Origin of the sequence: Bradyrhizobium vignae (assembly GCF_004114425.1) — a bacterium.
Lineage (GTDB): Bacteria > Pseudomonadota > Alphaproteobacteria > Rhizobiales > Xanthobacteraceae > Bradyrhizobium > Bradyrhizobium vignae.
In genome coordinates this window covers 37333-63558 of sequence record NZ_RDQF01000031.1, presented here as the reverse complement: position 1 = coordinate 63558, position 26226 = coordinate 37333, and the positions used below count along the sequence as shown (strand labels likewise).

At 58.4% G+C, this 26226-nt stretch carries 15 protein-coding genes; 10 read left to right on the top strand and 5 right to left on the bottom strand.

Annotated features, from left to right (window positions below; translation table 11 throughout):
- The first annotated feature begins 175 nt into the window (after positions 1-175).
- From EAV90_RS24110 to EAV90_RS24090, 5 genes are all read left to right on the top strand, one after another.
- A complete protein-coding gene (locus tag EAV90_RS24110; protein ID WP_129144902.1) occupies positions 176-1288 on the top strand; it encodes a branched-chain amino acid ABC transporter substrate-binding protein in 1113 nt (370 codons plus the stop codon).
- Between the two features lie 473 nt (positions 1289-1761).
- Positions 1762-2793 (top strand): LLM class flavin-dependent oxidoreductase, encoded by a 1032-nt coding sequence (locus EAV90_RS24105; protein ID WP_129144901.1) that lies wholly within the window; start codon positions 1762-1764, stop codon positions 2791-2793.
- A 1584-nt stretch (positions 2794-4377) separates the two neighbouring features.
- Positions 4378-4755: a NolY gene (locus EAV90_RS24100; RefSeq protein WP_129144900.1), complete on the top strand. Its 378-nt coding sequence runs from the start codon at positions 4378-4380 to the stop codon at positions 4753-4755.
- Positions 4756-5429: 674 nt separating this feature from the next.
- Positions 5430-5657, top strand: a complete 228-nt coding sequence (locus EAV90_RS24095; RefSeq protein WP_129144899.1) for a hypothetical protein — start codon at positions 5430-5432, stop codon at positions 5655-5657.
- Between the two features lie 844 nt (positions 5658-6501).
- Complete coding sequence (locus tag EAV90_RS24090) at positions 6502-7227, top strand: outer membrane protein (protein ID WP_129144898.1); 726 nt, start codon at positions 6502-6504, stop codon at positions 7225-7227.
- A gap of 346 nt (positions 7228-7573) precedes the next feature.
- Here EAV90_RS24090 and EAV90_RS24085 read toward each other — a convergent pair whose 3' ends face one another.
- Positions 7574-8302, bottom strand: coding sequence for a helix-turn-helix transcriptional regulator (locus tag EAV90_RS24085; protein ID WP_129144917.1), 729 nt, complete (start codon positions 8300-8302; stop codon positions 7574-7576).
- 1377 nt (positions 8303-9679) lie between these two features.
- Between EAV90_RS24085 and EAV90_RS24075 the strand changes: the two genes are divergently transcribed.
- Both EAV90_RS24075 and hemN read left to right on the top strand, forming a co-directional pair.
- Positions 9680-10396, top strand: coding sequence for a sulfite exporter TauE/SafE family protein (locus tag EAV90_RS24075; RefSeq protein ID WP_129144896.1), 717 nt, complete (start codon positions 9680-9682; stop codon positions 10394-10396).
- Positions 10397-11535: 1139 nt separating this feature from the next.
- Positions 11536-12870, top strand: coding sequence for an oxygen-independent coproporphyrinogen III oxidase (gene hemN, locus EAV90_RS24070; protein WP_129144895.1), 1335 nt, complete (start codon positions 11536-11538; stop codon positions 12868-12870).
- A 409-nt stretch (positions 12871-13279) separates the two neighbouring features.
- Here the strand turns inward: hemN and EAV90_RS24065 are convergent, their stop codons facing one another.
- A complete protein-coding gene (locus tag EAV90_RS24065; RefSeq protein ID WP_129144894.1) occupies positions 13280-13798 on the bottom strand; it encodes a hypothetical protein in 519 nt (172 codons plus the stop codon).
- Positions 13799-15035: 1237 nt separating this feature from the next.
- On the opposite strand from EAV90_RS24065, the gene EAV90_RS24055 reads away from it, so the two are divergent.
- Together EAV90_RS24055 and EAV90_RS24045 are read left to right on the top strand one after the other, a co-directional pair.
- Positions 15036-16499 (top strand): carbohydrate porin, encoded by a 1464-nt coding sequence (locus EAV90_RS24055; RefSeq protein WP_245509598.1) that lies wholly within the window; start codon positions 15036-15038, stop codon positions 16497-16499.
- 836 nt (positions 16500-17335) lie between these two features.
- Positions 17336-18853 (top strand): hypothetical protein, encoded by a 1518-nt coding sequence (locus EAV90_RS24045; protein ID WP_129144891.1) that lies wholly within the window; start codon positions 17336-17338, stop codon positions 18851-18853.
- A gap of 403 nt (positions 18854-19256) precedes the next feature.
- Here the strand turns inward: EAV90_RS24045 and EAV90_RS24040 are convergent, their stop codons facing one another.
- The 3 genes from EAV90_RS24040 to nopM form a co-directional block, all read right to left on the bottom strand.
- Positions 19257-21509 carry a hypothetical protein gene (locus EAV90_RS24040; RefSeq protein ID WP_245509597.1) on the bottom strand — a complete coding sequence of 751 codons (2253 nt, stop codon included), beginning with the start codon at positions 21507-21509 and terminating at the stop codon, positions 19257-19259.
- Between the two features lie 642 nt (positions 21510-22151).
- Positions 22152-22484: a DUF6088 family protein gene (locus EAV90_RS41780; RefSeq protein ID WP_430644745.1), complete on the bottom strand. Its 333-nt coding sequence runs from the start codon at positions 22482-22484 to the stop codon at positions 22152-22154.
- 61 nt (positions 22485-22545) lie between these two features.
- The gene (gene nopM / locus EAV90_RS24030; protein WP_208738541.1) at positions 22546-24291 is read right to left on the bottom strand and encodes a T3SS effector NEL-type E3 ubiquitin ligase NopM; all 1746 of its coding nucleotides are present in this window, start codon (positions 24289-24291) and stop codon (positions 22546-22548) included.
- 1043 nt (positions 24292-25334) lie between these two features.
- Here nopM and EAV90_RS24025 point away from each other — a divergent pair.
- Positions 25335-25952 carry a J domain-containing protein gene (locus tag EAV90_RS24025; RefSeq protein ID WP_129144889.1) on the top strand — a complete coding sequence of 206 codons (618 nt, stop codon included), beginning with the start codon at positions 25335-25337 and terminating at the stop codon, positions 25950-25952.
- Positions 25953-26226: the final 274 nt, after the last annotated feature.

The following is a 26226-nucleotide window of genomic DNA, read 5'->3' as shown; positions in this document are numbered from 1 at the left end:
CGAGGCTCCTTTCAAAACGGCCTTGAAACGCACCTAACGTCAAATTGTAAGTTCTACCGTGGTCGCAATCTGGCCGACCAACGCAAGCTGCGCTTGGCAGACAGCCTGAAGGTGTAGACACGTCTGACCACAGCTGCTGGCGGTTCAACTCCAGGTCACCATTGGGAGCTCTACAATGTTAAATGGACGTTGGGCTTTTGCTGCGAGTGCTGCGCTTCTCTTGTGCGCCCTCGCCTCGGTTGCGCGCGGCTCCGACATAAATATTGCCGTGGCTGGCCCAATGAGCGGAAGCAGTGCTGCGTTCGGCGCGCAAATGCGCGATGGTGCAGCTGCGGCGGTCGAGGCGTTGAACGCTTCTGGCCTACTTCTCGACACCAAGGTGATATTGAGAGTCGCTGACGACGCTTGCGACCCGAAGCAAGCTGTCGCGGTCGCTAATAAGCTCACAACAGAGCGGGTCCGGCTGGTCGTTGGCCATTTTTGTTCTTCTTCGTCGATCCCGGCCTCCGAGATCTACGCCGAAGCAGGCATCATTCAGGTGTCACCAGGCTCGTCAAATCCTCAGCTAACAGAACGGGGCCTTGACACTGTCTTTCGGATCTGCGGCCGCGACGATCAACAGGGCACCGTTGCCGCTGAGTACATTCACCGGAACTACCCTAACGACAAGATCGCGGTGCTCGACGACAAAAGCACCGCAGGCAAAGGTATCGCCGACGTGGTCGAAGCACAGCTTCGCAAATTCGGCGAAAAAGTCATTCGGCAGAGCTATGTCGCCGGTGAAAAAGATTACAGGGCGCTGGTCTCAAGAATGAAGAAGGATCGGGTGCGCGTCGCCTATATCGGCGGCTATCATACCGAAATCGGATTGTTTGTACGCCAGGCGTCGGAAGCAAGAGCGGAGCTCATCGTCATGGCGAACGATCCGTTGATGACCTCTGAATTCTGGGCCATTACTGGCAGCGCTGGAACAGGCTCGTTGTTTACCTTCATGCCGGACCCGGCCGCGAATGCCAATGCGGCCGGCGTGGTGGCCGAACTCAAAGCGTCCAACCTGTCTGCCGAAGGCTATACGCTTTACGCCTATGCAGCCGTGCAAGCATGGGCTGAGGCGGTGAACCGGACCGGCTCTTTCAATGCTGCACGCGTGGCCAACGCACTTCGTTCACGGCCGATCGATACCGTCATTGGCCCAGTCCGGTTCGATGCAAAGGGAGACAATGCGGCTCCTGGTTTTCTGGTTTACCGCTGGCGAGACGGCCGTGTTGAAACTGTCGAGCAGAACTGATTGGCATCAACGCCGTCTCCCAAAACCGAAGTGAAGGATTATGAGACGCACTCAGGTCGTAGGAACAGCGATACTCGCAAGCTCTCTTATACTTGCAGCCTTCGGAGCGTTTCTCGCGTTCGTCGCAGCGCTCGCCGAGCTACCGGATGTCGACCTGACGGAGACGCTACGTCCAATGATAGACAAATAGTAGCCGTGCCGAGCTGATCTGGCTCGCAGGCACAGGACCTCTGACGCGCCCAACGATGCTTCTCCTCGAGCAAATGCTCGCCGTTCCGGCGTTCGCGAATTTCGATCAAGGGTGCGGCCGACCGCATTACGCATTCTCGTGACCCACTCACATGGTGCAAGCCCAGATCCACGCACCCAAAGAGAAGCGGCCTGACCGGCTTAAATGACAAACCAGGCCTCTTTGAGCGCAACGGCACGAAGCACCGGGACCCTCCATCTGACCGTAATCGGAGATTGATCGAGTGAAGAGTGGCCTTCCTTCAAGACTAACGTGCGGCGTTTTCGACCATTTGGATGACGACGGCCGAGATGCCACACGACAATATGAAGATCGTCTCAAGCTGACCGAGGTCTGCGACTCGCTCGGCTTCTACGCTTATCACCTGGCCGAACACCACTGCACACCTCATGGCAGAGGGCCCTCGCCGAACCTGTTTCTTTCGAGCGTCGCGCAGCGCACCCGGCGATTACGCTTCGGTCCGCTCGTCCTGTTGCTCAACCTTTATCATCCATTGCGCGCATTCGAAGAGATCTGCATGCTTGACCAATTGAGCGGCGGCAGGCTCGAGGTCGGGATAGGCCGCGGCTCCCAGCCGATTGAATGGGGTTATTTCGGCATCACTGCCGACGCTGCACCAAGCCGTTATACGGAAGCCAGTGAAATCCTGAATATTGCGCTGAAGGGACATACGCTATCTTATCATGGACGCCACTTCGAGTTGAGCGAAGTACCCTTAACGTTGAGGCCTCATCAACGTCCATATCCGCCTATCTGGATCGCAAGCAATCGGGCTGAGACGGCGCAGTGGGCCGCGGCAAATGGCGCCAATCTGGCGTGCATAGGCCCCGCCAGTGTTGTCCGGAACGTTACGGACGCCTACCGCTCCCATCGAGCCCACAATACAGCCGCACATGGCCGCGAGCCATTTCTCGGGCTGGCCCGCATGGTCGTGATTGCGAATTCTGATCAGGACGCTCATGCGGCGGCCGAAACTGCGTATCGGCGATGGCTGGAGAGCTTTAAGTTCCTTTATGAGCTTAACGCCATTCCGACACCGCCCGCCCTTCCGCTGACCTTCGATGCAGCACTTGAAAGCGAATTGTGCGTCGTTGGAACGCCGGCTTCCGTCCGAAAGCTCCTTCTTCAGCAGATGGAAGTGGCAGGTGCCAACTACTTGCTTTGCCAGCTTGCATTCGGAAACCTTCCGCTGGAGATTTCCCTGCACACCGCAACCGCAATCAAAGCTGAAATCCTCGATAGCTTTGGCTGGTAATGTCTGCATTTGGGGGATCGTATGCGTGGCAAGTAGACCGAGATGCAGGATGAGCCCTGAGCAATCGCGGCCCCTCATTGCAAAGCCCCGCGAGATCGAAGCGGACGAACAGCGTTCGGCCGCGGACGAGTTGATAAACGGCAGCAAGACGGCAGGAAAAACCTAGATTACGCGCGTGCGCGATCCACGAACTGGATGCTTCCCATCAACACTTTCGATTTTACCATTTTCAGCCAAATACCCCATAAGTCGATCGCCGGTTTCCGGAAAGCACATTTCACGAATGTCGTGTGGGCAATGGACCTTTTTTGCTTTCAGCCTAGTCGCAGGCCGATTCAAGGTGCTCCTGGCTGCATCGCCAAGGACACCCATCAATCTTTGGAGTCGACGCACGTGCCGCGCAAGTGCGGTCGGATGGTCAATCGCAACGTCTGGCGCGTAATCCATCGCGCTGGCGCCTGCCTTTTCAGTCGTCCAAAGGCCTCGAAGAAGAAGATCGACTCTCACGCACACTGCTTGGCCAAGGTAAATGCGTGCGCTGCATAGAATTGGGGCAGGCGAATTGGCCTCTACGACGATGCGGGCTGGACTATTTGCCCTGACCAGGGAGGCGCCGCCGACAATCCGACGCTGCCGCGGCCTTCAAAGAAAGCAGTGCGGTCAGCTATCTGACCACGCTGAGCGCAAGCCGCATATCCTCCGCCCAGGACGAGGCAATGATGTCGATCGGTGTGATGAGACCAGCCTAGCGATCTTACTGGCCACCCCTGTACGCCGTGTAATCGTGGAGTCTCACTCTGCTCGCGTCCTCAGTCTTCGTCGGAAGGCGGCTTCCACACCCATTTCCTACAGACTGACGCTACCCTATCTCCTTCTATGCGCCGGCGCTGTTCGACCATATCCCGGCGCGGTTATCCCTTCTCAGCAATCCTTACATCACCATCGGAACGAGGGGTGGAGACGCGCGATCTGCTGGTCTTGTCTCTTAGCGGACCCACCTTCCAGGAGCCCATCCGCACCCTCGTCGGGCCGGGCATCGCCTGTCAACGAACGCAGAGAGAAACCACAGACGTATGTAGCGGATGTTATTTCTGGGTTGCCTAGCATGTGCTGGGCCATAATTTTCTGGTATGATGAGCAGACCGGTCTGGACCAGTTGACGGAGCGCCTTCAGCAACAGCTTCGTCCAGCGCCAAGCTCTTTTTATGGCACTCTGCCCTGGGGAGCCTCCGGTTACGTCTGGATCGCTATGTCCGGTTACGAGCAATCGCGCAGCAGTTCGGGTCGCACTTCTCGACTCGCGGTCATCAGCGGTGTCCCCGCCGGCTGGAATCACTGCCACTGTCCCACGCGCTGGACCGGCTCGAGATCAAGTGCCGGTTCGCGCTCTCTGGTCGACCGCCTTTGCGGTCCTTTAGCGGCACATGCCTACCACCCTCTTCCTCCGGCGACCGTGCGTGCACACCTTGCCTTGTGCAGCAGCCATTCGTTCTATCGCCGCCTCTGCCGTCTCGCCAACGGGAAAGCACGACCCAACCGTTACTCAACCTGGTTCCTGCATTTAACTACTTTGGAGCAAACACCGTGGAACTTGACCCTTCCAATTCACGCTCAGAGGACCTCGAGGATCGCATCGACCTGCAACTCGACATCGTAGCCGCCCTCATAGGCGAAGAAGGCGACGAGCTCGAAGCGATCCGACTGCTAAACGCCCTGACAAACCAAATGATTACGGCGGAACTTGAGCTCGGCCAGCTCGGCGATACGAGAACCGGGGGCCGCGCCGGCGACCAGAAAACGAGGCGACTGTCGCAAGACCGTGGCGTTTACTACCCAGAAGACCTTCAGGTTTTGGGACGCCTTTTCGATCAGGCCGTGGCGGCATTACCGGCAGTGTTGCGAACTCCCGACAACCAATTGAAGATCGCGAAACTAATTCTGTCACGTGCAGCAGCGGACTGAGATGTCGTTTGGCTTTCTCTCCGTTTGATGGCGCGCATCGCGGGGCTGGCTGCTACGGCCGTGCGCGCCAGGGATCGACGACTTGGTGTTTATGACTCACCGTCCCGTCAAGCGCGCCGCTTCCGCTGGCCTTTCCATATCACAACTGTTCGCCACCATTCTCGAAAGCTGGAGCCTGCACCGAGAGCAGGAGGCCACGTTGGGTCGAGCAAAGGACGACGGCACGCGGATACTTGTCAGAAAGCAAACAAGCAGTGGTCGGAAAACGCCACACAACGCTTCTTAGCTAGAGACTGCGAAAGGAGCGGAGCGATCCATTTTCATCGATGGTCGGCTTTAGTCGCGATTGGCGTGGCCCCGATCTTCCGATTGCGGGAACAATAGCCCAATATCGACAGACACCGAGAAACAAGATCACTTTGGCAACGAAGCCGTCGCGAACAACGCGAGCTCGTTCAGTCGCTTCAGAAATATTCGAATACGCGCCTGGCAATACGACGTTCGGGGTCATCGGAACTTCAACAAACATCTGTAAATTCATGACGCATCGAGAGCTGCTCGATGCTCCGAGTGTACTGCGGCTCTGATGTCTTACTTGCTGGGACAAGCCACAGACGCTCGGTTTGCTTTTGCGAAGGTACTTTCCTTGTATCAGGACGTCGTGGAGTGTTGAGATGGATCAGCAGATGCAAGATGCTATCGTGAGCGTCGCATTTGATAAGGCCTGGCGCTTTGTTGAGACGGATCCGTTGCTGGCGCATAATCGCAAGACGGTCCTTCATAGCCGGTTGTGCACTTTACTTGAGTCTTCGATAAAGAACGGCGAACGGAATACTTTGAATCTGGCTAACGAGGCGATACGCAGCTTGCGGGCTGAATTGGCGCGGTCGACCGAGCAATAAGGCGCTTGACCCCATACTGCCACACGAGCTTGGCATGTGGGGACATTATGCGGCGGAAAAATACCGGGGCTGAGCGTGGTGGAGGTGACCCTCCTTCATGTTCAGCCCCTGCTGAGACGAGCACGTTCGCGACGACTGTCGCTTATGCAGCTCTTCTGGTGATCCAAGACCAGTCACCTGGAATCCAGTGCAAGTCGGAGACAAGACGAGACAGCCGCGCTATTACTCGCTGGCGCCAGCAAAAGCGATACCGTTTCCTCTCCTGACCCTTGGCTCGGCACGAACTGCGCAACTTCAAGCAAGGGCCTTGTCAAGCACAGCTGCATCCACATCTGTCGATCGAGGGCGAGGTTTAGCTGTGCTAGAGTTGTGACCGGTCCTCAGCAAAGCGATCCGGGCCTGTGATGGATCGTCCCGCATCGCTCACGATTGCAAGTGGTAGCACGAGGCTCCTACCGAACTAATGAACTGGAGCGCCCGAGGCGGGTCCTCGATCAGCGGTTTTCATTTGCCGAACTCTCTGAATAGCGGGCATGCACGGGGGGATGCTGGCGCGGCCTTGCTCTGTCCCTAATTCGCGGCTGAGGGAGCCAAAGATCTCGGTTCTGTCACGGGCCATCACGAACTAATCGTGTTCAAGGACGCCTCTGCGCGAAGCGACCAGTGTCAGGCCCCAGCATTTCCGTCGAGGCAGTGCATGGCAAGTTGCGCGCTCCACAATCTGACGCAGCGTGCGATTGGGCCCATTTCTTTCGAAGACATGTTGTGCGGCAGTTACAGCAATTCGCGGTCATATTGTTAAATGCACGCCGCCGGGGGAGCACCGAAAGGAAACGACACTCGAATGAAAAATATTCTGATTCTGACCGCAGCCATCGGCGTACTCGGTGCGGCCGCTCCCGCATTCGGCACGGACCTGGCCGGGCAGCCTGTCAAGGCCCACGCGGCATCGCTGCCGGTCCCGGCCCCGATTATCGACTGGTCCGGCTACTATATCGGCCTCAATGGTGGCTGGGGAACGGGCCGCAACTGCTGGGATTTCAATGGCGTCACTCCCGAAGGCTGCCATAATTCGGCTGGCGGGACCATCGGCGGCCAGATTGGCTATCGTTGGCACATCTTCAACATGGTCTACGGCATCGAAGGTCAGGGCAACTGGGCCGACTTCAGCGGCTCCAACGTCAGCAGCGTCTTTCCGGCAAACACCGTCGGCACCACGACAGATGCATTCGGTCTATTCACGGGGCATATCGGCTACGCGTTCAATGCCGTCCTACTTTACGGAAAGGGTGGTGCTGCGGTGACCAGCAACACTTATCACGTCAACTCGGTGGCTACGGGCGCCGAGCTTGCCAACAGCAATGATGTCCGTTGGGGTGGCGTGCTGGGCGCCGGTGCCGAAGTCAGCCTCACGCCGAACTGGTCAGTTGGCGTCGAGTATAACCACTTGTTCATGCAGCGCAGCAACATCAGCTTCCCAGGATTTCTCGGCACGGACCGCACCCACCAGGACGTCGATCTCATCACGGCGCGGCTCAATTACAAGTTTGGCTCACCCTTTGCCAAATAGAGACCTCCAAGCGGTTGAGTGAAACGGAACCCCGACCCACGGTCGGGGTTCTTTCCTCAGCGGGACCTCTCGCTGCCGGCTTCCAATCCCAGTTCCGAAGCACAAAGTGCGAGTTCATCTGAGCAACGGGCCACAGGCTGGGTGGTGTAAGGCCGAGATGGGGGAACAGGGTCAGTCAACTTCGACAGTCCATCGATCTCATGAAGTCCCACAACCTCACGCAGCGTGAGATAGCGGACTTGTCGCAAGGAGCGTCGTATCTGCGAGCTCCGCCGAAGGCGCGATGCTCAACATGGTAGACTCTGCCAGCCCACGATTTGGCACTTAGTGCCCCGTTCCTTACAATTCAAAGAACATTGAGGCGAATAGCGATAGCGACCGCTTGAATTCGGCTCGTCGCACCCAGCTTCCGCATCGCATTCTTGACATGAAAGTTGACCGTATTCTCGCTGATTTCCAGGATCTTTCCGATTTCCCATGACGATTTCCCCTCCGTCACCCACCGCATGCAACTGATCTCTCGCTTTGATAATGCCACTTTTCTCTCGCAACCATCATCATTGCACGGACGAGCGATCTCGCTATAAGCGGTGTGAAAGAGGCAGGCCAGCGCGTTGAGATGACCGATGCAGTCCTGAGGATCGGCATCGTCGAACGCGGATGCAAACGACACAACAGATATCCGACCCAACGGGCCGAACAACGGCACGCTCATGCCGTGCTTCAGCCCCGCCTCTCTCGCCTCCTCCAGTACGCGTCTTTCGTCCGGCTGAAGTTGATAGTGGTCGGCGAGTTGATCCCACAAAAACGGCCGCGAATGCATCGGCGTCCGCCGGACCACCGGATCGATAGTATGGTACTTTCGCTTGAAATATCGGTCGCACCAGTCTGGCGGCCACTTCACAGCCACAGTCGGGGGTGGATACTCTGCCAGGCGAAGTGGCTCAACGAAGTTGAGAGCGCCATATGCAACTTCACTGAAGCCTTGCTTTGTGGCACAGCCTACAAGAAGCTCGAATAGCGCTCTGAGTGAATGAGTCTGGCTCGCACATTCGGTGAAGCTAAAGAGGTCAATGATAGGCGCTTGAGTACGACGATCGAGCTCCCCGTCGTCGTGTTCGATTGCGCTTGTTTCAGGCGAAGCCAAATTCCAGTCCATGATCTGAACCTGACGGTTAGTTATTCGTGCAGTCTGAGCGCTCGCCCTGTGCCGGGCGCCATTCGCCGAATTCCTCGCCCTGCCGCCGAGTGCGCCGGCGTGATCCATCAAACACCCGAGATAGGGCCATCATCCTTATCTCAAAGGCTGAGCGGAAGTGATTGGTCCAGTTCGCCGATAGCGCACTGGTCAAACTAGAGATCATCGCTCGTCATCCGCGTTGAAGGACCGTGCCACCGGTACGTACCCAACGGTGTCCCCTTGGATGATGCGGACGCCGATAGAAGGTTCGCGGGTCCAGGACCGAGCTGACGACAATAACCGGACAGATTCCGCGGCTAGAGGCTCGGCTCTGTTAAGCTTGCACGGCGAGAAAACGCAGTCGCGTCCGAGCGACGCTTTCGTCTGTCTCGAGGCCGAGCACGACGAGATCCTGGGCTCTGATCTGCGCGATACAGCTAAGCTCGGCCACGCGCTTGGCGGTGCGCGACTCGACGAGCGTCCTGTCAGCATCCAGTCTCCGCTGAGAGACGAAGACAACACGAGAGTCATGTCTTTTCCCAATCTTGCGAATTGCCATCGCTAATCGCTCGCCGATCCTCCGCCGTGCGACGGCGCCGGGGACGTGATCGATGAGCAACACGCAACAGCCGGCGCAGACGCCATACTCCTCGCACCATTGTCCGGCGTCTCATCGACTCCGTCCGGCAGGCCTGGCGCAAACGTATCGAACGTGCAGAAACGGGCCGCGTCAAAGGCGCAGCGAGAGATACTCGTCGCCGCGAGATCTGCTTGATGCGGAGGAGATTTTGCATGCGCTTCTCCAACAGCGAGAGAACCCAGGTTCGACTAGCAAGTGTCGTACCAACTGTTGATTTCACCAAACTCAAACGTCGCGGAGAGGGGTTCGGACCCGCACGGTTGGTTGCGAGGTAGGAGCGTCGAAGCCTTTCTAACATGCGAAAGAAAGGCGACAGCACCATTGCGAGGCGCGGCAGGAGATGAGCTACAGCAAGAAACGCAGCTTCACCCCGGCGGCCCCTGGAGTGCCGCCCCTCAGGGTCTCAACGCAGCCCTATTCCAGCCCAGTCAAGTACCAGCTTCGGCAATTGATGGGACTGTTCAAGCATGGCACTCGTTAGGGAACTTGACCTGCCTGCACCTCCGGCCACCGATTTCGGCGAAATGCTTAGATCCGTCGCCAAGCAGAAACACATTTAGACCGCGCTTGATGCACGAATCATGATGGGCTCGGCGCAAAAAGGCGAAGATCTTCGCCAAGACCGGTGAGGCATGACTTCTCTGCTCTTCGCGATCATCTCAATGCTCTATGCGAGCGTTGGCCAGGCTGGTGGCACCGCATTCCTCTCGCTAATGGCATTTTTTGGTATGTCGTCGACAGAGATGCGCCCGACGGCGCTTGGTCTCAACATTGTCGTCGCGACTTATTCTACGTGGCTCTTCAACCGCAACAGGATCGTTGACTGGACGATCCTGCGCCCGCTCCTGTTTTCGTCGATGCCAGCGTCGCTCGCCGGTGGCCTGATTGTGCTCGGGGACCACATGTACAAGACGCTGACCGGGCTCGTTCTTCTTCTGGCGAGCGCAGTGATGATCATGCAGCGGGCACGAGTTTCCGATCGTGTTTCCGAAACTCCGGTCGCAGCAAGCGTGAGCTTTGGCGCGGCCCTTGGCCTGGTTTCCGGGCTGACCGGCGTGGGTGGTGGAGTGTTCCTCGCGCCGACGCTCATCACACTGAATTGGGCATCACCGAAGCAGACCGTCGCGTTATCACCCCCTTTTATTCTGGCCAATTCTGCAGTCGGCTTCGTCGGAGCTCTTTTCAGCGGCCAATTTCCTTCTCCGGATTTGGCTCTTTACGCTATCTCCGCCCTGGTGGGTGCGGTCGTCGGAACGGTAATCAGCCTGAACTGCCTGAACCCGGCAGGCATCAGATTTATCCTCGCGGCGGTTCTGCTCGTTGCCGGCATCCAACTGGTTCTCGCTTGAAAGTCTCAACTCCCATGTTTCGTAGGATCGGCAGGCTACACGGTCAGATCGGGTGCAACATGATGGCGGCCGCAGCTTCTGGTCCGCCCGCCTTGCCTAACTCTGAAGGCCGCCAGCAACCACGAAACGCTGTCGGGTCGAGCGACGATGGAGCGGCATCTCGCGCATCCCCTCTGATCGTCATGAGCCGAGTGGCCCGCATCTCGTCACATCTCGTCCGCGCACCCCATTTGGCAGGAAGGTCAATGTTGGCGGGGCAGCTAGCGGCATGAAGCGTAACTCCACTCGTCTATGGCTTGCGCGGTCTCTAATCTGGCGCGCAGATTCTATCGCATATAGTATATCGTCCGATGCATCGGGCCGGGATTGCCTTCCCATCAGCACGACGTCCAAAGTCGTTGTGAGTTGGTGAGCCGCATTAGACAGCGATGAGACGCCCCTGAGCCAAGGCGCCCCGACGCACTTCGCCGGGGGGCTGCAAGTGCGCTGGGGTCGCCCCAACATCATCAGTACATCCGTGAATGATGCTTGTGGCAATGAGACAACCAGCGTGGCGGAATTGAGGCTTATGCGTTCGATACTAGGGATGAACGCTCGTTTGGTCGGCTGCGTCAAAGGACTTGAATCGCACGTTGCGTCACGTTGTACTATGGCGCTCCTCGCGCTGTCAGCTAGCCGCCAACTTATCTTCCGTGGCACGCGGGCCACGGATGGGAGGCAACCGCTGAACTCTGTGAGCACCAAATCGGCTTTTGAAGAAGACTCCGCTTTGAAGATCCAGTGCGAGCTCGGCTGCTCCTCGTGAGACCTACAAGCCCCTGTTTTCGTCGCAAAAATGACTGACCGTCAGCGAATGCGAAATGACGTGCCCTCCGGTGAGCGATTGATCGCTCGCGCCGGCTCGTCCGGCACCTCTAGCATCTTCAACCGTGCGCGCACGAGAACATTCATAACCTAAACGTCCAGATAATCGCCAAACGAGCGGCTCTCTCTTCCTGCTCTGCCCCTAAGCCGCGTTGACTGTCACATCGAAAACGGGACCAGATCTCAGCAACGACTGGGTGGGTTTGACATAACGCAAAGACACAAGAGAGAGCATCGGTCAGCTTCGTGACGTTCGAGCCTGGGAAAGTTAAGCGTTGCGGACCTTCCTCCTAAACAAGTATTGCGATGCTCGCCTGCCTTGGTACACGATCTATCCAACCGTACCGGATTTCTCCGCGGTGGTTGGTGCCAAGACTTGTGGGACATGGCTGAGGCGGCTGCCGGCCCACGAGCCCGTTTCGCTCTATATCCATGTTCCGTTCTGTCACGCTATCTGCTGGTATTGCGGCTTTCCTACAAGCCTCACTCGCAGCCAGCGACCGGTCCGCAATTATTTGGCAGCACTGCGGGACGAGATAGGCTTGGTCGCAGAGCAAGTGCCGCGCGCTCTGCCGGTGAGCGACGTGCATTTCGGTGGCGGGACGCCGACCACCATTGCACCGAGCGATTTTCTCGGCTTGATGGAAGTCCTGCGACACTGTTTTGCTTTCAGCAAATCAGCTACTATCGCGATAGAACTCGATCCGCGTGGAGTCACGGCCGAGATGGTCGAAACGTTGCAAGCGGCCGGGATCAGCCGCGCGAGCATCGGCGTGCAAAGCTTCGATCCAGTGGTTCAAAGGTCGGTCAACCGCGTGCAGAGCGAGGAGCTCACAGCTTCGGTCGTCGAAAGTCTACGCCAGCATGGCATAAGCCGCATCAATTTCGACCTTCTATTCGGACTGCCACATCAGACAGTGCGATCCTGCGTGGACTCCGCGAGGACGGCTCTGGCCATGCGGCCAGACCGGCTTGCGGTTTTCGGCTATGCTCACGTCCCCTCCTATATGAAACGTCAGCGCCAGATCGACGAGACGGCGCTGCCGGACAATGTCGCCCGCGCTGAGCAAGCCGCGGCTATTGCAGATACGCTAGTCTCGGCTGGCTACCGCCAGATCGGGCTCGACCATTTCGCCTTGCCCAATGACGAGCTTGAGCTGGCCCAGAAAGCTGGTCGGCTGCGCCGCAACTCCCTGGGCTATTCGGCTGATACCTGCAAAACGGTGATCGGCTTAGGTCCGTCAGCCATCGGCCGTTTGCGGGAAGGTTATGTCCAGAACGAGATCGCAACAGCTTCCTATCACCAACACATTCGGGCTGGCCGTCTGCCAACCTCAAAAGGCTACTGTCTCACCGCCGAAGATCGCGTGCGCGCCGCAATCATCGAGCGACTGATGTGCGATTTGCAGGCCGACGTACCAGCAATATGTGCTGCTCACGGATTTGATCCGGTGCCTCTTCTCGGTTCGGCCGACCGTCTGGGAATGCTTGCCGAAGACGGGATTGTGGAGATTGAAGAGGGACTCATTCGGGTCAATCAGGAGCATCGGTTTGTCATTCGGGCTGTTGCTGCCGCGTTCGACACTCATCGCGACCGTGCCCCCTATTAACCCCAGCCACGGATGTGAGTAGATCCCAATCCTCGAAGCTCTCGGCGAAGGAACGATCCAAAGAGTGCGCTCGGACGCACAGGCCAGATTCCGAAAATGGGGCGTCGGTGTGATGATACGAGCTTTCAGCTATGGTTTGAAAACCGGCGAGGGCTGATAAAAAGGGAAGCGGATTGTAAGGAGAGACGCAGCCCGCTGCGCCGTTCAGGGCCACGCCTCGATCATGCGGAAAGGCACTGCCCCACCTCCCCGGAAGCGCTCTCGATCAAGGTGATGGCCTCAGCGACATGCCGCTGAAGACGCCGCCGCCCGCACAAGCTTCGGGTATTTTAGCCCGAGGCAGCTTTGCGAAGCTACGGTCCACCTCCTCGAGCACGGTTGGAGGCTTGACCGCGCAGCGTCTTAGACTTCAAGGCTCGGCTGTCTTCGGCTCGGCGATCACTGGCGCGCCTCCGACGGAAACAGGTCCCCGTGATTTGGACCGCCCTAAGCGTTTGCTGGGGACGCTCGAAACGGCCCGGGCTGGCGACGAAGGACTCTCGGAAGCAGCAGAAGGAACAGGTGTTAAACTCTGCAGCGAATCGATCCGCGAAGTCAGCATGGTGATCTGAGCCAGAATCCCTTTCAGGTCATCCCGCAGGGCATTGATCCGGCTGTTAAGCAATGCGATCTCATCGCCAGTTTTCTGCTGTGCCCAATTTATCTCAAACAAGGATGCCCTGTCCTCCAGTGACAGGCTCATCGTTGAAGCGACGTCTTGGGCTTCTGCCGTCTCGACAAACTCTTCAAGGTTAGCCCAAAGCCAGGCGCCAGCCGCACACGAGCCGACGAGGACAACCGGGAGTACCAAAACCGGGAGAATCCGTCTTGACGGCCCATGCAAGAGCGGCCGCAAGTCTGAAGGGGGCGCTTGATCAATCAAGTCCATTGTCCCTCGCTCAAGATCTCGAGGCGATAGGCTGCAATGCTCACGCGCTCAGCTGCCTGCCTCGATAATTATCATTCTTGCCGAGCTTCACGATCGGCTGCCCTGCTCCTATAAACCGCTCCTTCTTGAGCAACGCAACGCGACAATTTGCGCGCGTTATCCTGATGTGACCAGCGAGCAATAGCACTCATCTTTGCTAACACCATTTTCCCAAAACTCAGGAGGACCTTGGAGATTTTCTCACCGTGCCGATTTTCTCACCGTGCGACGGCACGAATGCAAACGTCCCCTCATTCCTGCAGTGTGTTCGATGGAGTCCCGCCTCATGCGCCACGTAAGCGCTAGGGCTGCTCGGCCGAGCCGCAATGGCCGATTGGACCCGCAAGCGTTACGCCTGATCAACTACCAATTCCGGCGGGTTGCTCGAGATGACGCGCACGTGGCAAGCGTGAGCAACGACCGCCGCACGTCAAGGATTCGGATGCAAGATCAGTTTTGCCGCGCTGAAGGCAACCAGCAACTGCTCGCAGATACGCGCCAAAGCTGCTCGATGGGTTCACTCCTTCGATCTCCTGCGCCATCATGTTGGATGCTGCGCTCTGTTGCCGCGCCGACAAATTCAAAGGCTCATCGGCCTTCAGGCGCGACGATTGTCTCCAATTTTGCTGACAGCGATACCAATGAAGCGATTCGTGAAGCAAAGCCTCTTGCCCGGGGAGCCTTGCTTTGTAGTAGCTGCCGCTCCGTCCAGAAAGCCACCTTCGTGGCAGATGCGCGGCACCGCCAGACTCCGCTGACTCTCAGTCAGCAGGGTGGACATTCCCAACGTTTTTGTGCGCGGGACAGCAACCTCCGCGCGCTCGTGGTGAGCGTTTGCAGAGCCAGCGCTCTCCGCTGGCTTTCGGGCACCGGCCCGATGCACAAGCAAAGTTTCGGACGAGATCATCATCGCGCTGCGGGCTGAGAGGTTCAGGAAGCCTGGCTGGTTCTCCTCGGATAGCTCGAGTTGTGGTTCGTCCCCGCTCGCACTCGGACGCGGAAACGCGGCAAGTTCTCTCTGGGCCAATCAAGCCGCAGTTCAATCTAATCATGGCCCGCAGACATGGAACCGAAGTACGCCATGCGTCATTGCCTTCCTGCGACGAGCTCGCCTCGAACATACTCGGCTACGGCAGCACTTTCTTCCAATTGGGGGGGGCAATCTTGGCTTGTTGTCGCACTTACCGTAGGCGCTTGTGTGGTCGGCAATTCCGCACTGGCACAAATGGCGAGCGGACTTGATCCTAGTAAGCACGCTGTCGATCAGCCCAGCAAAAGAGGAAAGACTTCCGATCGGGCCGCAAAGCTCTTGATCGACCTGAACCGTCAGGCAATCCGCCCTCCTGCCCCGGCGCCAGCAGCAGGTCTCGGACTGCCTTTGAAGAAGCGCGGCAATGCGGACAGGCCTGCTCAGACCAGACTGCAGAAGACGATCGATCCCTTCGCAAGGTACGACAATCTGCGTGAAAAAGGCTCGTGGCTCAACATACCTGGACCTGCGGACACGATCGATCAGGACAGGGACGGAATTAGATCGGCGCTGGCAGATGTCGGCATCGGCTACATCGGCTGGACACACAACAGCTTTGCAAACAACCAGCTGCCGAATGCGGCCAGAAGCACTATCGCAAACCAGCTCTATATGGGCCAGAATCCGACCTTCGCGTCGACAAACTTCATGATCGTTACCTACGATCTCAGCCGGTTTGGCATTGCCGACGGACAGATTGTCGTAGGAGGCGAGCACCAATACTGGACGTGGGATCGCCCGGGACCAGATCGAGCGGGAATCAATACGCTCGCCTACTACCAGACTTTCTTCGACAGGACGCTAGAGCTCAAACTTGGCTATCTCAGAAACCAAAATGAGTTCACCGGCACATTGTTCGGAGGGATTACAGGATCGAACATGTCTGCTTTGTTCCAGGCAGGGATGAGCACCAATGCTGCGCCGACGCCGGCGGTCAACTTGAGGTACAATTTTGACGATCGCTTGTACAACAAGGTCTCCGTACAGCGCTCAATCAGTCCAGATGGTGCCTATGCCCACATAACCGAGAACCCCACCGGCTTGAACTGGAGCACGGCCAATGCGGGCATCCTTCTCGTTGACGAAGCCGGCTACAAGAGCAAGGCTGCTCCCGGCGTACCCGACACGTGGCTGCGGGCGGGCGTTGGTTTCAACAGTAGCCGCTACACGAATTTGGCCGACCCCAAGCGACAAAGGGAAAGTGGGAATAATTTTTACTACATCGCTGCGGACAGGCAGCTCTGGCAGAGCGACGCCCTTGGATCGCCGTCTCGCGGTATCTATGGCGGCTTCTCCATCATGGGAGCTCCGCCTGGCCTCAACAGGATCAGCCAATATTGCGAGCTTCGTCTTTATGCGAAAGGCCCCTTTGACAGCCGGCCCAGTGATCTGATTGCACTCGTTGCCAGCCAGACGAGCTGGAGCAAATTTGCGGTGGATGCTGCCCTGGCTAAAGGCCAGCTTGCGCATCGTGATACCACGGCAATCACCGGAACATATACCGCCCATCTTGCTCCGGGAATATATGCAGGCGTGGGATTATCATACATTCATAACCCCACAAGCGTCACGCACACGCCCCAAACGGAACACGCGCTCAATCTGTTGATATCTACGTTGATATTCTTCTGATCATCGCGCCCTTCTGCTCCCACCTTCTCGTGACGCATGGGACCGGCTTCGCGAACTCTTTGAAAAGATCGCCCCGCATCTGCGCTAGATGAGCCGTTAGGTCGGATATAACCGGACGCCAACTAAAAGGGTCACGGGAAACGATGTCCTTAGTTCTCCAGGGAAATTGAGCGAATTGTTAAGGAGAGGCTGGTCTCGAGCGCCGTCAATTGCGAGATCCGCCAGGGCGAATAACTTCCGTACGAAACCATGGCGAGGTCAGGTTCTCGAAAGCTTGCCCGACTAGTCAGACCTGTTCAGGTGATCCTGGAGGTGAGGCTAGCGTGGACCCGCAAGATTTTGACCGGTTTAACGTGCCAGCTTGGTCCCAGGTGCAAAGCGCGGTCTCGCAAGAGCCGCAGACGAGCCAGGCGGGACAAGATGGCTTTGAGCAGCACTTGGCTGAGGCAAGGCAGGCCGAACCCGCTCCCGTCCGCGGCGGTGGGGGCCCCTATCCCCATCTAACTACAGAAGACCGGGACCTTATCGACAGGGCGATTGCTCAATATACGGCTCAGAAGAACCCACAACGGAACACGGTCGGGTTTTATACACAGGCACTTCGTCGACTGGCGAATGATCTCCGCGCCCGTGGCCAAACGACTGATCTAGCTGACCACAACTCCCTAGTTCATCACGCAGATACCTACTTTCCCAAAGAGGCTCTCGTGAAGACGGCTCTAAGCGTCCTTCGCGCGTATCACGATTCCGACCATGTCGTTTCTCGGGGGCGACCGCGCGCGCTCCCCTCAGCGAAAGACGCTTCTAACGATCTCCAGCAATCCCCGGACGAGCCGATGGATGCACGTGCCCGGAGCAATCTCCCGCCAAACGAGGAGGTCCTCATCAATCATGAGCATGACACAGCTCAATCAAGAGCAGCGAAGAGAAAGAGGACGCTGAACGATCTGGAAGAGGTTATGGTATATCGGCAATCGAGCGCAGGCGGCGCTTCAGGAGAAAGTGGCGGAGCAATGCCGGTCGCCACAATGGGCGTCATAATCCGGGGGCAGTGGGACAGGCGGCCTCTTTATCCCGAGGATGCTCGCGATGTCTTCAGGCTTGAGGAGGCTCTCATTGAGGGCGGGATGGCCGCCGCTACGGCGAAGCAGCATGCAAATTCGCTTATTGGCTTTAGCCGTTGGCTCTTCGCAAAAAGCAAACCAAGCATTGTTGCTCGGCTGGACGGCAAGTCGCTGACCGATGGCGGTGACGTCCGCGAATTCAGCGCAGAGGACAAGAGCAACAGAGTCGTTAGAGCATTAGAGCATCTGCGGACCTTTCGGTCGACGGGCGTCGTCATGCCGATCATTCGCCCATGGCGCACTCGCGCTAAGCTCACTCCTGCTCCGCAAAACGAGGCTTCCATCAATCGCGTAGGCGCGGTACAAGCGGAGCCGAGACGCATCGACGGCGCGGCTGCGCAGCACGGCGCCTCGCACGAAGCTCAGCAAGAGGAGCAGCAGGCGGGGCAGGATAGTCGGCCCGTACTGCCCGCTCTCCGCGAAGGACAGGCCGCGGACGATCCAGAGCAGCCTGGTGAGGAGCAGCTTCGGCGCGTACAGGGTCGTCGTGATGATCAATCGATCGTCTCGCCAGGTCCGGCTTCTTCAGAGGAGCTTCGGCAGCCGGCGGAATTACATGACGAGCTTCACCGGGAAGGGGAAGCCGCTCCTAGCTCTTCGTTTTCCCTTGATCCAGCAGAATTTTCTATTGACCCAGAGCAGTTCTCTCCAGGGGAGTTTCGTCGACTGCTCGAGGATGAAGACGCACAGGAGCTTGCCGAGGAGGGAGATGATCAGCCCGCCACGTCGGCTTTCATCCGGGAGCAAATCACATTCGATTCGCAGCAGCTCCCCCAGATAGAGTTCCGACGAGCATTGGATCATCTTGATGATCAATGGAGCCGGTCGCCGATCTCGGGCTATCCAAAGGAGCTTCAATATCAGGAGGGCCTGCCTGGCCCTTCCTATTCTGTTGATCCAGAAGAACTTAGTATTGATCCGGAGCAGTTCGCTGCGGGGGAGTTTCGGATGGCTCAGGAGCTCGTCGCAGGGCGAGATGATCGATCCGCTACGTCGGCGTTCATCCAGGAGCAAGTTACGCTGAACTCGGAGCAGCTCCCTCAGACAGATCTCCGGCGAGTGCTGGTTCATCTTGGTGATCAACCCAGTCCTTCCCCAATCGCAGTCCCCGCAGAGGAGCTTCAGCAGCTAGAAAAGGACTTGCATGACACGCTTTACGGACTGGACGATCCCCTCGTCCCTCAGCTCACCATTGATCCAGAAGGATATACTTTCGACCCAGAGCAATAGTCTCCACGGGAGCTTCGGCGACTGCTTGACGATGAATAAGCAGAGGAGCCTTAGGAAGGGCGAGGATCAACCCGCCCCGTCCGCTTTGGTGCAAGGGCACATTCGACGCAGAGCAGACTTACCAGGAGCGACGGTGGGCAAGGTGGGGTAGCGCACACTATGGATCGGGCTTACACCGCGTTTTCTTAAGAGACTGTCGTTTTCTAAGCTTCCGAGCCAACCTCCAGAGATTGCAGATCGAGAACGCGTTGGAGTCAACACCGCCGTCCAAATCAGGCCTGTATTCACGCGCCCACTTTTGCGATCTGCATCGATAGGGTGCATGGCCGTCAAGCGTCGCATGATAGAACGCCTCGCGCGAGCTGCCCGCCGAGCATTTGGAATTGCAGTCAACTTGTCGTCTTCACCGACGTTCGGGATAGACGCGTACGCGCTGGCGTCCCTCACTTTCCACCAACTCGCCTCGGTAAGGCACTCCGCGGATCTCGAAATAGGTCGGACGCCCAAATTCGGGCATGATGCGCTGGCCTTCCAGCACGCGGACAAGATAAAGTGGAAGGAACCGCTCCCTGTGCTCCCATCCGCCGTGGATCAGATAACCAAGGTCCACTGCATTCTCACCGCGACCTGCGGCTGCAAGGACCTGCGGAGGGCGATAGAGCGGCCGCGATGGGCCAGCTTCGTTCCCGGCAACGCGCGGGTGATGGATCAGGCGAATATCCGTGCCGCCTTCCGGCCCGAATGCCGCGGAATAACGCTCCCCATTAATCGCAAACTGACTTGGCCCGAACTGGCTTGGCAGCAGATTGATGTTGCCCAATACGTCGATCAACACGTCTGAAGCCGCCTGGGAGCCGTGGCGCCAGTTGGCGCCAACGATCGCTCCAATATCCCGCAGCTCCGGAGCTGCCCCCTGCGGTTCTGCCAACGACGAGGCGGCTGCAGGTTCAGGTGCTGGCGCAGAGCGCGCATCGTCACGCAAGTCGAAGGGTGTGCTTGGATCCAGATCAACGAAGGACTCGAGACCGCCGTAGATGTTTGACGACCTGGGCCTCACGGACGACGGCGAGGCGGGTTCTTGCATCTGTTGCCCAAGCCAAGCCCAGGCTCCCTGGCTCGGGGTGGCCGGAGTAGCAGGAAGCTCGAGCGGCAGATGAGCTTGCGCGGCCGAGTCCGGCGCTGCCGATGGTGAAGCAAATTCGTAGATTTGACCGCCGAGCCAATCCCAGGCGCCCGTGCTCGCCCCCGCCCGCGTTGCGGGGAGCTGCTGCGATGAACCGGCCTGCCAATCGCGGGGCGGCGCTGGCATCGATATGGTGGGCCCGTGGATCTGCTCGCCAAGCCAATCCCAGGCTCCCGCGCTTGGGCTAGCTGGTGTTGCGGGAGCCTCCTGCAGTGAGTGCGGCTGTCGAGCAGCTTCCCGAGAAGGCTGGCCGGGATCCTCAGGAGGCGGCAATCCAAGCGCCCTGTTCGCTTCAAGGATTTGCTGGTAGAGCCCAAGCTTGACCAGATCAGCGTTGATCTTGCTGTCGCCGGTTTCGCGCCTGTACTCCTCGACATCCCGGACAAATGCGGGCGTGGAAAGTCGACCGGCCATAGGCGGCCTATCATGCGTCTGCAGCCAGTCACTCAGCCTGGACATGCGGCGAGCGAGCCTGTCGATCGTGTTTGAGTCGATCCTATGTGTTGCCTTTTCCGCAGCCGCCCACATGCGGATGAGGGTTGCGTCCGCGGCGTAAGGAGCCAGTCGACGGATATCGGCCGCCAGGGTGTTTCCGGCGCCGACCTCACGGAGCTTCTTCAAGGCCGCCTTGATGCGCCGGCCTCGATCATTTGCGTAGGTGTCGACATCCTCATCGAGCTCAGCTTCCAGCTGGTGGTTTTCCACCTCCGGATTCTCCTGCTGCGCGTTCTCCAATTCCCGGCGAATTCGATCCGCAATTGAGGGCCTGCCCGCCGCACTCAGTCGCGCGCTCAAATGGCGCAAATCGGCTGCCGCATTCTTGATGGTGCCGTCGCTGAGGTTGCCAGCCGCTCGGTTTCTGAACTCTGTTATGAGCATCTCGTCCGCGTCAGGGACAGGCCCCCCGCGCGTCCGGCCCGGCTGCCTGGCATAGTCAATCCGTAAATTCGTCGAAATGACGTCAGATTGCCCCACCTCGTGCGACGACTTTCCGCTGCTGCTGCCGCCAAGGGCCTTGCCGATTCCCGACTTGAAGCGTGACCATAATCCGCGGCTTTTCCCGCTCTTGGCCGACGCGACAGACTCTGCGTCCGGAAAGCTGTAACGTGCGCTGCTGAACAGATCATCTCGTAAACTAGGCTGCGGTTGCGCCGAAGCGGGAAGCTGAAAGCTGGGAATGTCTACGCTCCGGCGCGTGCCGCCCAGCGCACTCTCCCTAAAAGCGGAGTGCGGCGGCGCCCGCATCGAACCGCCGAAATCGTCTCGTCGGACTGCTCGGCCACCTCCTGCGGCAGGCCGATCAGGCGAATTTGAGTTCCTTTGATCAGACGGATCCAGATTCAAGTCCCGCAGCCGCCCCTCAAAGTCACCCTGCTCGCTTGGGCTGCCCGCTCCCTGCGCAGACCGCCCCTGCAGGGCGGCGTATTCCCGCATCCAGGCTCCTGAATCGAAGAATGGGTCAACCGGATCCATCCTGCTCTCCTCATGTTTGTGTAGACCCTGTAGCAATCCGCACGGCCTGGATTAAGGCCCAGATCGCAGCTCGTTCAGCAAGAATCAGGTTCTCGATTGTTGTAGCCGCAACCTTTCGAAAAGCTGACGAGATCACGATATCGCTGCCTTCAAGACCGGCCTCGCACCGGCAACCGCGTGACGACAGCACGGGGTCACTCCCATTTGCCGCACCTCTTCGCTGGCCCCCTGCTCGAGGCGGCGAAATTCGTCGACGACATCGCAACGGATCGCCTGCATCGTGCGCTGAATTCAAGCATCACGGCGGGGCCACATACCTGTAACAGAGTCCAATGATCATACGTGACGAGCATCTTGTCATTCTCGTATCAACTTTGGCGCTGAGCTTGTCATCTTGCAGGCGCTCATTCAGGCAACGTTCGTTCTCGTGCCTTCGAGTTCAACTTCTGCTTTGACTGCGGTCCGTAGGGACCGAATTGCCCTCGCTTGTGTTTCACTACTCCGGAGCGATTGCCGAATGCCCTATGCGCCGTCCGGCACTCGGCCGTAAGCCTTCGAAAAAGACGTTCGGTCCGTGAAGACGAGATGGGTCGCCTGCGGCGAACAAAGGGCGTTCAGGCGTCAAACGACCCAAACATTGTTTTATCGAGAAGTGTGCAGGCCGTCCTGAGTTGCAGCTCGCGAAGGCCCCGAAGTCAAATAGACCTGCCGAACAGGTAGCTGCATCGTGAAACCGAGCTGGTTGGCTGCGGCAGCGCCTCCGCAACGGGTGATTTCACCGCTGCGCGCGTTGGTCTCCTCAACAACTTTTTCGAGCAACGGAGCTCTCGTCCCGAAGCGGCTTTCGACCGGACGCAGATACGCCCTCGCCGCGCGCGGGACTTTTCGTCGGTCGGAAACACCGAAAGCCCTGGTCGGCGGCAGCGTACTTTCCAAGGTGCAAAAGCACCTTGGCAGCGAGGGGCGAGGCTCCACGAGCGATGTTTAGGTACCGCCGCAGAGCAATGATAAATACTTCTGCGGCGGTTTGGGAGCCTCATAGTTCGAGGCCGTGCTCTGCGAGCACACGGTGCATGACCTCGCGTTTGATCTCGCCAGCGATCTCGTTTCTGACTTGGGCTCCGAGCACCCGCTCAGCATCCGGATCGCCTAGAAGACCATGCTCGGCCAGTCGCTGATCCAAGCGGGTTTGAAACTCTTCGTCCATGGCTTCGACCAGCCGGTGTTGCATCGCTGCATGCTCGTCCGGAGCAATGCGCTGCAGCACCTTCTCCCAAGGTTCCCAGCGGCTTGCCATGTAGTCGGTGAACTGGCTCGCTTCCCGCTCCCGGACCAGGTCGAGCGCCTCCGTCGCATCATCCTCGCTTACGTGAGAGACCGCCAGGAAGCGCATGTCACGGGCGGCATGGCTGAGCTCGAGTGGCTCGCGCAGCCGATGTTGATAGGCCAGGTAAACTTCGATGTCGTCTACGTCCGGGTTGCCGCTGGAGAGCGAGTTGACCCTGTCGCGCGCGATCTCGTCCAGCGCCTCCAGGCGGAACGCAACGCGGCCACGCTGGATCAGTTCACCAAGACGGTCGTCGTACACGCCGTCCTGGACTTCAGCGTTAAGGCGCGCGGTCTGCATACCGTTCCAGTGCAGAGTAACACGATCCTCGCAGCTCGTGTTGGCTTCGGACGCCTGCGTGAAGAAGTGCTCGCGCAATGTCGGATTGGCGGCCGCCTGCCGCAGATCATCAGCCACTGCTTGCCGAAACGCGTCATTGCCGTAGTTCACGGTTCCTCGCAGCCTGTCCAGGAACTGAGCGTAGTCTTGGGCGCCGGGCTCATCTGCAAACTGCTGCCATTTCGCCAGTTCCGCCGGGTCGTCTGCGAGCCAGTGTGCGACAGTCTCATGCAGGGATTGCTGCGCAAGCTGCGGTGGCGCTGCAGCCGCAGCCATGTGCGCGAGGACGTCGTCCGGCAGCGCGTTATCCACCAACGCGACCCTCTCCAGATTCGGGTAGTAGAGACTATTATTCGGCATAACAGCCTCTAGAACACCTTCAGGCAGGCTGGTCAGCTGGTTACCCCTGGCATTGAGTGATTGGAGCGTGCTTGGAAGAGGGTCGGGAAGGTGGGCCAATTGATTGCCGCTGACATCGAGTTCAGTGAGCCACGAGGGAAGGGACGCGGGAAGCTCGGTCAGCTGATTGCCACTAACCGCAAGCGAGGTGAGGCCGCTCGGGAGAGCGTCCGGCAGACTGGTTAGCCGGTTGTCGTTTGCGTTCAGGATCGCAAGCCGGGCCGGAAGGTTTGCCGGCAGACTGGTCAAGCTGTTGTCAGCGACCTCCAGCTCAGAAAGGGACGCCGGAAGATCGTCCGGCAAACTGGTCAAGCGATTATGGCTGATGAGAAGATGCTGGAGACCGGGTGGGAACACAGCAGGCAAGCTGCTTAGCTCGTTGTGCCTGGCGCGCAGTTCCAGCAACCTTGGCGGCAGGGCGGCGGGCAGAGCGGTCAGCGAGAGCGAGGACAAATCCAGCGAGCGCGAGCTTGTGTTATCCGAATTCCTGATTCGTCTGCGCCCCTGTAGCCTATTCTCGGCTTCGCCCTGCCCCTCTTCGGCAACCCAATTGTCGAGGATCCGCGCGCGTGAGGAGCCGGCAGTGCGATACCCTGTCAAAACTTCGACCCAACCCGCCAGGACTCGGTTGACGCCGCCGAGGTAGCTTTCCTGCTCGCCCTCTTCAAAAGTGTCGCCGGAGGAACCCGTGCGACGGTGAGCCTGTCCTGTGTCCATCAGTTTCCCCATCGTCAGAACCAAAGAGTACGCCCGTCGCTTCTCAAGGCCGCGAAGCAGTGGTCGCGCAGCGAATGTTCCACATTCGAGAGCGTGTGCACGTGCGCTGCGGCTGCCCGGCTGGTCACGAAACCGCAGAAAGCTCGCACCAGTAATAAGTCCGGAGGACCGTCAACGTGACAGCGTTGCTGCCCTTAGCAGGCCCACCTGTCGATCAGCTGACGAGTGTCGGTGCAGAAACACTCTTCGGTTTGCCACCAGTGGCAAACACCAGCGTGGCACAAATTGCCTTGGCACGTGAGAGGGCCGCCGCGAAATTGGGCGTTCGAGCACGCTCGTTGAAAGGTCCGACATTTGCAAATGAGCAGAGGACCAGAATGCTTCATAGGCCGCTCGCGCTCCAGCTGCGAAATCCTCCTCCGGCCCGTTGGTGCTCACTGTGAAATCCACGTGATTAGACTCCGACTTAAGGTAGTCAATCGATAGGCTTACCATAAAGTCCCCTGCGGTTGATCTCAGCAAGCAGACTGTCGGCGCGATGCCTTGCCGGAAATAGAAACTAGCTGATTGCCATTTCGCCGATGCTCGCCTGCATTCAGGGTAAAGGGCAGACGCTGTGACTGGCGTTGATCGGTGAACGGGCGGCTCCGAATGCCTTTCAAATCGAGACAATGCGGTTTCTGTTTCGTTACGCAACGAAAGACTTTCACGCTTCGAAAGAAGATTAAGACATCGCTCGCCGTCGTCATTGCGCAGATTACCGCCGAGCAGTGCCTTCGCCTGGCTTTTGGGAGTACTCACGGCGTGCGATTCAAGACCTCCATGTGCAGAACCCGACAGCACATTCCGGTTGAGTCGATCTGAAATCTCAAAGGGATGGTCTGAATCAACTTCGCGAGTCCTGGCATGTCAATTGCTAGGAGGTGCCCGCTACATCATGCCACCAACTAGACGCAAAGGCCGAGTCAGACCTTCGCGTCTAAACCAAGTCCCTAGCATAGAAGCGGCTCTGTTAACTGCCGCTCCGCCAACGGAGCCAGGTCATGTTAATCGATACATCCGAAATCTTCGACTCCATTCGCATCAATAAGCAGGAAGCGCAGGAGCGCCAGCCCGCGGCGCTATGCGAATGGCCTGGTTGCCAGAACAAGGCGACCCATCCCGCGCCCAAGGGTCGCGACAATGCGCGAGCCTATTGGCGCTTCTGCATCGACCATGTTCGCCAATACAATCAGTCCTACAATTTCTTCTCGGGAATGGACGCGGAAGCGATCGCGCGCTACGAGAAGGACGCGCTGACCGGCCATCGTCCGACCTGGAAGATTGGCGAGAACATCAGCGCACACAAAATAGCCGGCAGCACTGCCAACTTCGAGGACGATTGGCATGCCCTCTGCACGTTCGCCGAGCTGAATGGACGCGCCGGTGCCCGCCCCCGCGCGAAGGCCAAGCCTGAGGCGCGCAAGATTTTCAATGTCGAGGGCAAAGCCTTGCAGGTGATGGGCCTGAATGCCAATGCGACGCTCGGCGAGATCAAGGCGAAGTACAAGGTGTTGGTCAAGCAGCACCATCCCGATGCCAATGGCGGCGACCGCTCCACTGAGGATCGCCTGGTCGAGATCATCAAGGCCTACCAGTACCTGAAGACCGTGGTGCGCTAGAGCTAGCCCGAACATCTCAGCGGGCCTTAACGACGCATCGGAAGTGGAGGACGGAACCATCCAGAGCTTTGCTCTGGCTAGGCGGGCAGTTTGACTTACCTGCCTAACGCTTCTCGAGCGAACCGTGGCGGACAATCGACACGATGACCGCTTCGTTTCGTTCCGCGCAGCGGTCGGCAAGAAGGGCCGGAAAAAGGGATGCGGCAAGATCCTGGGGATGTGATGGCTGCATCGGCCCAGGGGTGAGTTCGTAGAAATGCCAAACGGCTCCCTC